General features: G+C 67.7%; 10 protein-coding genes. 8 read left to right on the plus strand and 2 right to left on the minus strand.

Annotated elements, in window-relative coordinates; all coding sequences use genetic code 11:
• Positions 1-141 precede the first annotated feature (141 nt).
• Positions 142-1,428: a DUF445 domain-containing protein gene (locus tag BFF94_RS01190; RefSeq protein ID WP_128842252.1), complete on the plus strand. Its 1,287-nt coding sequence runs from the start codon at positions 142-144 to the stop codon at positions 1,426-1,428.
• A gap of 48 nt (positions 1,429-1,476) precedes the next feature.
• Here the strand turns inward: BFF94_RS01190 and BFF94_RS01195 are convergent, their stop codons facing one another.
• Positions 1,477-1,776, minus strand: coding sequence for an addiction module antidote protein (locus tag BFF94_RS01195; RefSeq protein WP_039344756.1), 300 nt, complete (start codon positions 1,774-1,776; stop codon positions 1,477-1,479).
• 3 nt (positions 1,777-1,779) lie between these two features.
• On the minus strand, positions 1,780-2,097 hold the full coding sequence (locus BFF94_RS01200; protein ID WP_128842251.1) for a type II toxin-antitoxin system RelE/ParE family toxin: 318 nt from the start codon (positions 2,095-2,097) through the stop codon (positions 1,780-1,782).
• 351 nt (positions 2,098-2,448) lie between these two features.
• Here BFF94_RS01200 and BFF94_RS01205 point away from each other — a divergent pair, with 351 nt between their 5' ends.
• From BFF94_RS01205 to BFF94_RS01235, 7 genes are all read left to right on the plus strand, one after another.
• Positions 2,449-4,089, plus strand: coding sequence for an acetolactate synthase large subunit (locus tag BFF94_RS01205; RefSeq protein ID WP_128842250.1), 1,641 nt, complete (start codon positions 2,449-2,451; stop codon positions 4,087-4,089).
• A 29-nt stretch (positions 4,090-4,118) separates the two neighbouring features.
• Positions 4,119-5,552, plus strand: a complete 1,434-nt coding sequence (locus tag BFF94_RS01210) for an aldehyde dehydrogenase family protein (RefSeq protein ID WP_128842249.1) — start codon at positions 4,119-4,121, stop codon at positions 5,550-5,552.
• Between the two features lie 230 nt (positions 5,553-5,782).
• On the plus strand, positions 5,783-7,366 hold the full coding sequence (locus BFF94_RS01215) for a Na+/H+ antiporter (protein WP_128845467.1): 1,584 nt from the start codon (positions 5,783-5,785) through the stop codon (positions 7,364-7,366).
• A 477-nt stretch (positions 7,367-7,843) separates the two neighbouring features.
• Entirely contained in the window at positions 7,844-8,977 is a 1,134-nt protein-coding gene (locus BFF94_RS01220; protein ID WP_219138863.1) for a hybrid sensor histidine kinase/response regulator, read from the plus strand.
• A gap of 126 nt (positions 8,978-9,103) precedes the next feature.
• Positions 9,104-10,780, plus strand: coding sequence for a methyl-accepting chemotaxis protein (locus BFF94_RS01225; protein WP_128845465.1), 1,677 nt, complete (start codon positions 9,104-9,106; stop codon positions 10,778-10,780).
• Complete coding sequence (locus BFF94_RS01230; RefSeq protein ID WP_219138864.1) at positions 10,777-11,289, plus strand: chemotaxis protein CheW; 513 nt, start codon at positions 10,777-10,779, stop codon at positions 11,287-11,289. The genes BFF94_RS01225 and BFF94_RS01230 overlap by 4 nt, the downstream gene beginning before the upstream one ends.
• Positions 11,286-12,686 carry a CheR family methyltransferase gene (locus tag BFF94_RS01235; protein ID WP_219138866.1) on the plus strand — a complete coding sequence of 467 codons (1,401 nt, stop codon included), beginning with the start codon at positions 11,286-11,288 and terminating at the stop codon, positions 12,684-12,686. Before BFF94_RS01230 ends, BFF94_RS01235 begins: the two co-directional genes overlap by 4 nt.
• The last annotated feature ends 35 nt before the right edge of the window (positions 12,687-12,721 follow it).

A 12,721-nucleotide genomic window follows, 5' to 3' on the forward strand; every position in this document is an offset into this window, starting at 1 on the left:
GAGCGACGGGGCGGAAGCCGGTCATGGGGCCGGCGGCCGACCGGGCCGGGACCCGGACGGCGATCGAAACAGGGCCGGGCATTTGGCGGCGGCCGCCGACTCGGTGCATATTGGCGGCATTGCCTGCCTTGCCGGTTGCCCATGACGCCAGACAAATCCCTCGAACTGAAACGCAGCAAGCGCCGCGCGCTATGGCTGCTGCTGGCCGCCGTCGCGGTGTTCGTCACGACGATCCTGTTGCCGCGCGGCCCGTGGGTCGACGGCGTCAAGGCCGTGGCCGAGGCCGCAATGGTCGGCGCGCTCGCCGACTGGTTCGCGGTCGTCGCGCTGTTCCGCCGCGTGCCGATCCCGTTCGTGTCGCGCCACACCGAGATCATCCCGAAGAACAAGGACAAGATCGCCGACAACCTCGCGGTGTTCGTGCGCGAGAAGTTTCTCGGCCCCGACGCGCTCGCCGCGCAGATCCGCCAGCATGATCCGGCGCAGAAACTCGGCGCGTGGCTCGGCGAGCCGGCGAACACGGACGCGCTCGGCGGCTACGTGACCAGGCTGATGAGCTTCGCGCTCGACATGACCGACGACGCACGGATCCAGTCGTTCGTCCACGACGCGTTCCGTGCGGTGATCGATCGGATCGACCTGTCGCAATCGGCCGGCGTGATCCTCGACACGCTGACGAAGGACGGCCGTCACCAGGCGCTGCTCGACGACGCGATCGAACAGGTGGTCGACGTGCTCGACAAGGAGGAGAACCGCGAGGTGATCGCGGGCTTCATCGTCGAATGGCTGAAGACGCAATACCCGAAGGTCGAGAAGATCATGCCGACGCAGTGGTTCGGCGAGAACGGCGCGCGGATGCTCGCGAGCGCGGTGAGCCGCGTGCTCGAAGGTGTGGCGGCCGACCCCGAGCACGAACTGCGGCAGCGCTTCGACCGCACGGTCGCGCGGCTGACCGAGCGGCTGAAGCACGACCCCGCGTTCATCGAAAAGGGCGAGGAGATCAAGCGCTATATCCGCGACGGCGATGCGTTCAACGAGTATGCGCGCGACTTGTGGGACCAGTTGCGCGCGTGGCTGAAGGCCGATCTCGCGCGCCCCGATTCTGCGCTGCACCGGCAGGCCGCGACGCTCGGCGGCTGGCTCGGCGCGCGGCTCGCGGAGAGCCCGGCGCTGCGCGCGTCGCTGAACGAGCACGTCGAGAAGGCCGTGCACGAGATGGCGCCGGATTTCGCCGATTTCCTGATGCGTCACATTCGCGACACGGTGCGCAACTGGGATGCGCGCGAGATGTCGCGGCAAATCGAGCTGAACATCGGCAAGGATCTGCAGTACATCCGCATCAACGGCACGCTGGTCGGCGGGCTGATCGGGCTCGGGTTGTATCTGGTGTCGCTGGTGCCGCGCTGGGCGGCCGGGTGGCTGCACTGACGCGGCCACGGGTATCGTGCAGCGGGCGCGATGGTGCGCGCCCGCGCATCACGCGTGCGCTTTCGAGCCGTGCAGTTGCAGGCCGAGCGCCTTGATGACCTTCAGGATCGTGCCGAAGCTCGGGTTGCCGTCGTGCGACAGCGCCTTGTACAGCCCTTCGCGCGACAGGCCCGCGTCGCGCGCGACCTGCGACATGCCGCGCGCGCGGGCGATCACGCCGAGCGCATGCGCGATGAAGGCCGGATCGTCGCCGGCTTCCTGCAGGCACGCTTCGAAGTAGTCGGCCATGTCGTCTTCGGTTTTCAGATGGTCGGCCGAATCCCACGGCCGGGTGCTGATCTTGTCCATCGATTACTCCATGTCGAGATGCGCGAGCATTGCGTGCGCGGCGCGTATGTCGGCCTGTTGCGTCGATTTATCGCCGCCGCAGAGCAGGATGACCCAGATCGTTCGCCGCCGCACGTAATAGACCCGATAGCCGGGACCATGGTCGATCCGCATTTCGACGACGGGCGAGCCGGCGGATTTCCAGTCGCCCGGATTGCCCATCGACAGACGGTCGATGCGCGCCTGGATGCGGCGCTTCGCGACGCGATCCTGCAGGCCGGCGAACCATGCGTCGAAGACATCTGTGGTCCGGATGCTGAACGTAGGCGCACTGTAGGGCATTGATTTCAGTATGTCAACCATAGTTCACAGGTGTGATGTGTTGAATTCCAGTGCCGCCACAGTAGGGGCGCCCGCTTCGTTTGTGCGCCAAATGGCCGTTCGGCCGAAGTCGAGATCTCGCGAATCCGTCTACAATCAAAAACGTCTTTGCCGCCCGTGCGCGCCCGCCGCGCGCGGGCGGGTCCGTTCGTCCTCCGGTATCCGGAGGCGCCGCCGCGCATTGCCGAATGCGTGGCGAGCAGTGCCGTGGTCTGTGTCCAGTAGGTAAAGCGTCCGCGTGCCGTAGGCCGGCGCGCGTTCTGAACGCCGCGTGTCCGTAGGCCGGGCAGGCGGCATCAACCGAGAGTCCCCATGAAAGCATCGGATCTGTTCGTGAAGGCGCTGGAAGCCGAAGGCGTCGAGTACGTATTCGGTATTCCCGGCGAAGAAAACCTCGATCTACTCGAATCGCTGCGGCGATCGAAAATCAAGCTCGTGCTGACCCGGCACGAGCAGGCAGCCGGGTTCATGGCCGCCACCTACGGCCGCCTGACGGGCCGCACCGGCGTGTGTCTCGCCACGCTCGGGCCCGGCGCCACGAACTTCGTGACGGCCGCCGCGTATGCGCAGCTCGGCGGGATGCCGATGCTGATGATCACCGGGCAGAAGCCGATCAAGTCCAGCAAGCAGGGCCACTTCCAGATCGTCGACGTGGTCGACATGATGCAGCCGCTCACGAAGTTCACGCGGCAGATCGTGTCGATCGGCAACATCCCGTCGGCCGTGCGCGAGGCGTTCCGCCGCGCGGAGGAAGAGCGCCCGGGCGCCGCGCACCTCGAGCTGCCGGAAGATATCGCGCACGAGGAGGGCGACGGCAAGCCGATCCCGCGCAGCTACAGCCGGCGGCCGGTGGCCGAGGAGAAGGCGGTCGCGCACGCGGTCGACGCGATCCAGGCCGCGCGCCATCCGCTGTTGATGATCGGCGCGGGCGGCAACCGCAAGACCACCCGCAAGATCCTCGTCGAATTCGTCGACAAGACCGGCATCCCGTTCTTCACGACGCAGATGGGCAAGGGCGTGATCGACGAGTCGCACCCGCTGTGGCTCGGCAACGCGACGCTGTCCGACGGCGACTTCGTGCACCGCGCGATCGAGCACGCGGACTGCATCATCAACGTCGGCCACGACGTGATCGAGAAGCCGCCGTTCTTCATGCGCGCGGACGACAAGACCGTGATCCACGTGAACTTTCTCGGCGCGCAGGTCGATCCCGTCTATTTCCCGCAGATCGAGGTGGTCGGCGACATCGCGAACGCGGTGTGGCAGATGAAGGAGGCCGTGTCGCCGCAGCCGCACTGGGATTTCGCGCGCTTCGCGATGATCAAGGAGCATTTCGACGCGCACCTGGAGAAGGGCCAGCACGATCCGCGCTTCCCGATGTACCCGGTGCGGATTGTCAACGACCTGTACAACGCGCTGCCGGTCGACGGCATCGTCTGTCTCGACAACGGGATGTACAAGATCTGGTTCGCACGCTACTGGCGCGCGCACGAGCCGAACTCGCTGCTGCTCGACAACGCGCTCGCGTCGATGGGCGCGGGCCTGCCGTCGGCGATCGCGACGAAGATCGTGCATCCGCAGCGCAAGGTGATCGCCGTGTGCGGCGACGGCGGCTTCATGATGAATTCGCAGGAGCTCGAAACGGCCGTGCGGCTGAAGCTCGACATCGTCGTGATGATCCTGCGCGACGACGCGTTCGGGATGATCCGCTGGAAGCAGGAGAACATGAACTTCCCCGATTTCGCGATGACGCTGCAGAACCCCGATTTCGTGGCGTATGCGCAAAGCTACGGCGCGCACGGGCATCGCGTCGAATCGGCCGACGATCTCGAGCCGCTGCTGCGCGAGTGCTTCTCGTCGCCGGGCGTGCACGTGATCGACGTGCCGATCGATTACTCGGATAACGAGCGCGTGCTGAACCGCGAGATCAAGCGCCTGTCGGCGCAACTCTGAATTCCCCGTTCACAGGAAGGAGTCGTTCCATGTTGAAGGAAACCTATCCGTACTACCTCGCCAACGAAGCCGTCTATGCGAACACCGATCTGGAAGTGACGGACAAGTTCAGCGGCAAGGTCGCGACGCGCGTCGCGCTGGCCGACGCGAAGGCGATCGACGCGGCGATCGGCGCGGCAGTCGACGCCGCGAAGCCGATGCGCGAGCTGCCGGCCTACAAGCGGCAGGCCGTGCTCGACCATTGCGTCGCGCGCTTTCGCGAGCGCTTCGACGAGCTGGCCGAGGCGCTGTGCATCGAGGCCGGCAAGCCGATCAACGATTCGAAGGGCGAAGTGACGCGGCTGATCGACACGTTCCGCGTTGCCTCCGAGGAATCGGTGCGCATCGACGGCGAGATCATCAACCTCGAGATCTCCGCGCGTGCGCAGGGCTATACGGGCTATACGAAGCGCGTGCCGGTCGGCCCGTGCTCGTTCATCTCGCCGTTCAACTTCCCGCTGAACCTCGCCGCGCACAAGGTCGCGCCCGCGCTCGCGGCCGGCTGTCCGTTCGTGCTGAAGCCCGCGAGCCGCACGCCGATCGGCGCGCTGATCATCGGCGAGGTGCTCGCGGAAACCGACCTGCCGAAGGGCGCGTTCTCGGTGCTGCCCGCGCATCGCGACGGCGCCGATCTGTTCACGACCGACGAGCGTTTCAAGCTGCTGTCGTTCACGGGCTCGCCGGCCGTCGGCTGGGCACTGAAGGAGAAGGCCGGCAAGAAGAAAGTCGTGCTGGAGCTCGGCGGCAATGCAGCCGCGATCGTCGATGCGGACCAGCGCGACCGGCTCGACTACGTGGTCGAGCGTCTCGCGTTCGGCGCGTACTACCAGTCGGGCCAGAGCTGCATCGGCGTGCAGCGGATCCTCGTGCATGCCGATCTTTACGACGCGCTGCGCGAGAAGCTGATCGCCAGGACGCGTTCGCTGAAGATGGGTGATCCGAAGGATCCGTCGACGTTCGTCGGCCCGATGATCTCCGAATCCGAATCGCGTCGGCTGTCGGGCTGGATGGATGCAGCCGTCGCGGCGGGCGCGAAGATCGTCGCGGGCGGCAAGGTCGACGGCGCGATGTTCGAGGCGACGCTGCTGGAAAACGTCGGGCATGAGCAGGACCTGTACCGGAAGGAGGCGTTCGGCCCCGTCGCGATCCTCGAGAAGTTCGACCGGTTCGACGACGCGCTCGCGCGCGTGAACGACAGCGACTTCGGGCTGCAGGCCGGCGTGTTCACCGATTCGCTCACGCATGCGCAGCGCGCGTGGGACGAGCTGGAGGTCGGCGGCGTCGTGATCAACGACGTGCCGTCGTTCCGCGTCGACAACATGCCGTACGGCGGCGTGAAGGATTCGGGCCTCGGCCGCGAAGGGATCCGCTACGCGATCGAGGACATGACCGAGCCGCGATTGATGGTCGTGCGGCGCCGGTAACGCGCGGCAGGCAGCGCGTTGCCGTGACGGCACGCGGGCGGGCGATCGGGCCGGCCCGCGTGCCGTTTTTCATGGTGGCGCGCGCATCGGGCCGGCGCAGCGCACGCCCCGCGCGGCGGGGCGCCCGAACGCGCTCGACTGCGGGCGTCGCCTCGTGATGTAATCGCGCCAAACTGCGGACCGGGGTACGACGCCGGAAAGCGCGAATTCATTCTTCACGAGGTCGATTCATGTCCCCCGTCTCGGCATTCAAGCTGGTTCTGTTGTCATTCCTGGCGATCGTCGCGCTCGAATGCATCGCCAAGCGGCTGCGGCTGCCGCCCGCGGCCGCGCTGCTGATCGGCGGCATCGGCATCGCGTTCATCCCCGGCCTGCCGCCGATCAACCTCGATCCCGAACTGGTGCTGCTGGTGTTCCTGCCGCCGCTGCTGATGGACGGCGCGTACTTCTCGGTGTGGGAGGAGTTCAAGCGCAACGTCGGCGGCATCCTGCTGCTCGCGATCGGTGCGGTCGTGTTCACGACGTTCGCGGTCGGCTTCGCCGTGCACTGGGTGGCGCCGTCGCTGCCGTGGGCCGCATGCTTCGCGCTCGGCGCGATCGTGTCGCCGCCCGATGCGGTCGCCGCGAAGGCCGTGCTCGAACGCGTGGCGCTGCCGCGCCGGTTGATGGTGCTGCTCGAAGGCGAGAGCCTGCTGAACGACGCGGCCGGCCTGGTGCTGTTCCGCTTCGCGGTCGCGGCCGCGCTCACCGGCGCGTTCAGCCTCGAGCACGCGGTCGTGCGCTTCGCGGAGCTCGGGCTCGGCGGCGTGGTGGTCGGCTTCGTGGTCGGCAAGCTCGTCGTGTGGTTCCTGAAGCTGCTCGACGACGACTATCTCGTGATCACCGTCGCGGTGATCGCCGGCTGGATCGCGTACATCGCGGGCGAAATGGTCGAGGTGTCGGGCGTGATCGCGACGGTGACGGCCGGCATGATCGTCGGCTGGCATCAGCACGAGGTGTTCTCGGCGGCCGTGCGCACGCGCGGCACCGCGTTCTGGCAGGTCATCGTGTTCCTGCTCGAGTCGATGGTGTTCGTGCTGATCGGGCTGTCGCTGCGCGGTGCGATGCACCGGCTCGGCGGCTTCGAGCAGGTGCTCGGCACGATGGTGCCGCCCGTGCTCGCGGTGCTGGCGGCGGTGATCGTGTCGCGCTTCGTGTGGATCTACGCGGTCGAGGTGCTGAAGTGGCCGGTGCGCGGGATCGCGCGGCGCAGCGACGCGCCCGACTGGAAGGCCGCGACGATCATGAGCTGGGCCGGGATGCGCGGCGTCGTGACGCTGGCGATCGCGCTGTCGCTGCCCGAGGCGATGCCCGGCCGCGACGTGATCCTGGTGGCGTCGTTCGCGGTGATCCTCGTCACCGTGCTGCTGCAGGGCACGACGATCGGGCCGCTGATCCGGCTGCTGCGCCTGCCGCAGCGGGAAGAACGCGCCGCGCATCACCTGACCGAGCCGCAGACGTGGGCGCACGTCGAGGCCGCACAGCTCGCGGCGATCCAGCCGCTCGTGCGCGACGAGAGCGGGGCCGTGATCCATCCGCGCCTGCTCGAGCAATACACGTACCGGGCGGAACTGACCGAGCGGGCGAAGAACGAGCCCGCGTATCCGGCCGAGGTGCGCGCCGCGCACTACGACGTGGTGCTGGCCGCGATCAGGGCCGGGCGCGCGGAACTGTTGCGCCTGCACCGTTCGGGGCACATCCATGACGAGATGCTGCACACGCTCGAACGCGATCTCGACCTGCAGGAAGTGTCCGCGCAGCACGCGCGCGGGTAAGCGGGCGCGCACCTTCATCACACGGGCCGGCTGCCTGCCGGCGCCGATACGCGCGCGGGTCGATCCTCGCCCGCCGCGCCATTTTTTTGCCTTCCCGCCAGCCGATTCGGCTTGTCTGAGTCCGGCCCCAATAAGGCAGGCAGCCAGCCTTGCAGCGCTTGCAAACCTTCTTGCGCCGGTCTCGCAAACGTTTTCGTCTTTCGAATCCGGAAATGATCTGATTTATCTGACTCCGTCTCTTTCTGCATATTTGGCAAAACTAAACCGGAAGGAGATAGATGCTGTGTTCTAATTTCATTTAGAATCAGCCGGTTATGTTTATTGAGAGAAAGAATGCGGGGGTAATGTGGGCGCCAACGGGGAAAGAAACGGCGACCGAAGCCCTGCAAGGCAGTGCCGACAGGCTAAATCGGCGGAGTCAGGCGGGATTTTCAACCGCCAAAATAAGATAGCATCCAAGTCGGATAAACAACTCATATGAAAGAATCGATTGGAGAATCGGCGTTTGAAACTGTATTTATGAAAGAATCGAGCAGTGATAATGCCTCGGATTGTCTTGAACCGGGGTTGTCGGTCCTCCTCGTCGACGATCAACCGTTCGTCGGCGAGGTGATCCGCCGCGCGCTGCGCAGCGAGCGCGACATCGACCTGCACGTGTGCACCGATGCGCACCGGGCGATGGCGGTCGCGCGCGACGTGAAACCGACGGTCATCCTGCAGGATCTCGTGATGCCGGAGATCGACGGCCTCGATCTCGTCCGCGCATGGCGCGCGGACGCCGGCACCGCTCGCGTACCGATCATCGTGCTGTCCGCGAAGGAGGAGCCGATCGTCAAGCGCGAAGCGTTCATCGCCGGCGCGAACGACTATCTCGTGAAGCTCCCCGACGCGATGGAGCTGACCGCGCGCATCCGCTATCACTCGAATTCGTACCTGATGTCGCGGCAGCGCGACGAGGCGCTCGATTTCCTGTCGCACGACATGCGTTCGCCGCAGACGTCGATCCTCGCGCTGCTCGACGTCTACCGGACCGAACACGGCGACATGCCGGCGATCATGGAACGCATTGCCGGCCATGCGCGGCGCGCGCTCGCGCTCGCCGACGGCTTCATCCACCTGACCCGCGCGCAGTCCGAGCGCCGCGCGCACGAGGTCGTGAGTCTCAACGAGATCGTGCTCGATGCCGTCGACCAGCTTTGGGAGAAGGCGGCCGGGCTCGGCAGCCGGGTCGTCGCGCACGTGCCCGATACCGAGTGCGTGACGAAGGGCGACCGCATGATGCTCACGCGCGCGGTCGCGAACCTGATCGACAACGGGCTGAAGTACGGCCCGGCTGGCACGGACGTGCACTGCACGCTGCGCGGCGACGACGATGCATGGCTGATCGGCGTCGAGGATACCGGCGCCGGCATCGCGCCGGAGCAGCGTACAGCCGCGACCGAGTCGTTCGTGCAGCTCGAATCCGCGCATGGCGCGGCGCGCGGCGGCTTCGGCCTCGGGCTCGCGTTTGTCCGCGCGACGGCGGCGCGGCATCGCGGCCAGATCCTGATGCGCAACACGGCGCGCGGCTTCATGGTCGCGCTTCGGCTGCCGGCGCAAGCGGAGCGGTGATTTCGTGGCGCGGCCTGCCGGCGCCGCGCCGTCCGCATCCGACCCCGATACGCTCGTGGCGTGCCATTCGGCACGCAGGCGGGCGCGGTTTTTTTCAACGCTGATTTTAGAAAGCCCATACCGAACATGGCCACCGTGACGCCCCGCTCGACCAATGAAAGCCTGCATCCGACGATCGGCGCTACCCGGCTGACGCTCGGCAATCGCATCCTGCTCAGCTTCAGCGTGCTGTTCGTGCTGATGCTGGTAACAGCCGGCGTGTCGTACGAGCGACTGCGCGCGATCAACAGCGAAGCCGTCAGCATCGAGCGCGACTCGCTGCCCGGCGTCTACCTCGCGTCGTCGCTGCGCGGCTCGGTCAACGAATCGTTCACGCTGCTGCAGCAGGCCACCTTCGTCGACACCGAGCCCGGAACCGTGCAGCGCGATCTCACGAAGATCTCCGACGCGCTGAAGGAGATCGAGTCGCTGTCGATGGACTACCAGAGCACGACGTTCCGCGACGACGACCGGCAGCGCTTCGCGGCGTTCCGCGGCGCCTACGACCGCTACGTGCCGCTGCTGAACGACGCCGTGCAGAAGAGCCGCGCGTCGCGCGAGGAGGCCGTCGCCGCCTACGCCAAAACGCTGCCCGCGTGGACCGAGGTCGTGCGCATCGCTAACGTGCTGGTGCAGGAGAACCGCAAGTTCGCCGAGCAGTCCGCGAAGCTGATCCGCGAATCCGTGCAGGACACCGAGGTCGTGCTCGCGACCGCGCTGGCGTTCGTGCTGCTGTCCGCACTCGGGCTCGGCTACGGGCTGTACCGTTCGATCACCGTACCGATGGCACGGCTCGTCGAGGTGCACGACGTGATGCGCACCGGCAACCTGACGCGCCGCCTCGACCTGCGCCGCCGCGACGAATTCGGCACGCTCGAAACGGGCTTCAACCGGATGGCCGACGAGCTGACCGAGCTCGTCTCGCGCGCGCAGCAGTCGTCGCTGCAGGTGACGACGTCGGTCGCGGAAATCGCGGCGACGTCGCGCGAGCAGCAGGCGACCGCGAACGAGACCGCGGCGACGACGACCGAGATCGGCGCGACCTCGCGCGAGATCTTCGCGACGTCGCGCGACCTGCTGCGCACGATGAACGAGGTGGCCGGCGTGGCCGAACAGTCGGCCACGCTCGCGGGCGTGAGCCAGAGCGGGCTCACGCGGATGGGCGAGACGATGCGCAGCGTGATGGACGCGGCCGGTTCGGTGAACGCGAAGCTCGCGATCCTCAACGAGAAGGCGCTGAACATCAACCAGGTGGTCGCGACGATCACCAAGGTGGCCGACCAGACCAACCTGCTGTCGCTGAACGCGGCGATCGAGGCCGAGAAGGCCGGCGAGTACGGCCGCGGCTTCGCGGTGGTCGCGACCGAGATCCGCCGCCTTGCCGACCAGACGGCGGTGGCGACCTACGACATCGAGCAGACGGTGAAGGAAATCCAGTCGGCGGTGTCGGCGGGCGTGATGGGGATGGACAAGTTCTCCGAGGAAGTGCGCCGCGGGATGCTCGACGTGCAGCAGGTCGGCGGGCAGTTGTCGCAGATCATCGCCGAGGTGCAGACGCTCGCGCCGCGCTTCCAGATGGTCAACGAAGGGATGCAGACGCAGGCGAACGGCGCCGAGCAGATCACGCAGGCGCTGTCGCAACTGTCGGAAGCCGCGCAGCAGACGGCCGAATCGCTGCGCCAGTCGTCGCAGGCGATCGACGACCTGACGCTCGTCGCGAACCAGTTGCGCACCAGCGTGTCGCGCTTCAAGGTCGACGCGTGACGCGCGCCGACACGCAGAACGGCGCACATGCGCTGTTCCTGATGTTCGAGCTCGACGGCGAGCGCTATGCGCTCGACGCGGCCGGCATCGACGAGGTGCTGCCGCTCGCGGTCACGAAGGCCGTGCCCGGCGCACCCGAATGGATCGCCGGGCTGCTGATGCGCGGCGGCCAGCCGGTGCCGGTGATCGACGTGCCGATGCTGGCGCTCGGGCGGCGCGCGCATGCGCTGCGCTCGACGCGGCTCGTGATGGTCCGCTACCGCGCGGGCCACGCCGGCGGCGAGCGCGTGATCGGCCTGATCGTCGAGCGCGCGACGCAGACGATGCGGATCGACCGCGCGGCGTTCCACGCGAGCGGCATCTCGACCGCGCGCACGCGCTGGCTCGGGCACGTCGCGAACACGCCCGACGGCGTCGTGCAGCAGGTGTCGGTGTCCGACCTGGTCGACGATGTCGCGCGCCTGTATCTGTTCGATGACCTGCCGGGCCACGAGAGGGAGTCCGCATGAAAGAGTCCGAATCGCGATTTCGCGACTGGCTGCTGCGCGAGACCGGCATCGACCCCGATTCGCTCGGCAACGATTTCCTGACCCGTGCGCTGACGGAGCGCGTGCACGCGCTGCAGGCGGACGGCGAGCGCCTGCCGTCGGCGGCGCGGCCGCCCGTGACGCAGGAAGCGCTCGACGCGTACTGGCAGCAGCTCAACGCGTCGGCCGACGAGCGGCGCGCGCTGATCGATCTGTTCGTCGTGCCGGAGACGTGGTTCTTCCGCGACCGCGAGGCATTCGCGACGCTGGCGCGGCTCGCGGCCGAACGGTTCGCCGCGATACCCGGCCGCGTGATCCGCGTGCTGAGCGCGCCGTGCTCGACGGGCGAGGAGCCGTATTCGGCGGCGATGGCGCTGCTCGACGCGGGGCTCGATCCGGCCAGCTTCACGATCGACGCGATCGACCTCAGCGCGCGCGCGATCGAGCAGGCGCGGCTCGGCTGTTACGGACGCAACGCGTTCCGCGGCACCGCGACGGAGTTTCGCGCACGGCACTTCACGCCCACCGGCGACGGCTGGCTGCTCGACGATCGCGTGCGCGCGTGCGTGCAGTTCAGTCACGCGAACCTCGTCGAACCGGCCGTGGATACGGGCGTTCGCTACGATTTCGTGTTCTGCCGCAACGTGCTGATCTATTTCGATCGCGACGCGCAGGATCGCGTGATCCGCTCGCTCGGCGAGCGTCTTGCCGACGACGGCATGCTGTTCGTCGGGCCGGCCGAAACGGGTGTCGCGATGCGGCACGGGATGCGCTCGGCACGCGTGCCGCTGGCATTCGCGTTTCATCGCGAGCCGGCCGGCGCGGCAGCCGACGCATGCGCGGCCCGGCCGGCGGCGGCGTCGTCCGTGGCGGCGCCGTACCGGCGCACGGAGCGCTTCACGGTCGCGCCGCTCGCGGCGACGCGCACGGTGCTGGCCGTTGCGCCGCCGGCCTGGCTCGGCGGCGCGCGCCAGCCGTTCGCGGCGCCGCCGCCGGCTGTGCCCGCGGCCGCGTTCGACGCACGGGCCGACCTGTCGGTGGCGACGGTCGACGTGGCCGCGCCCGCCGCCGAAGACATCGCGCCGACGCTCGAGGATGCGCAGGCGCTTGCGAACGCAGGCGCGTTCGACGAGGCCGAGCGCGTGCTCGCGCAGTTCTCGGCGCGTGTCGGGCCGCATGCCGATGCGTTCTACCTGAACGGGCTGATCGCGGATGCGCGCGGGCGCGCCGCGGAAGCCGGCGACTTCTACCGGAAGGCGCTGTACCTGCAGCCCACGCACCACGAGGCGCTGACGCATCTCGCGACGCTGCTCGACGTCGGCGGCGATCGCGCGGGCGCGCAATGGCTGCTCGAGCGCGCACGGCGCTCGGCCGGCTGACTACGGGATTGGGACCGACACCGTGATGACCAGAG

The sequence above is a fragment of the Burkholderia catarinensis genome (genome assembly GCF_001883705.2).
GTDB classification, from domain to species: Bacteria; Pseudomonadota; Gammaproteobacteria; order Burkholderiales; family Burkholderiaceae; genus Burkholderia; species Burkholderia catarinensis.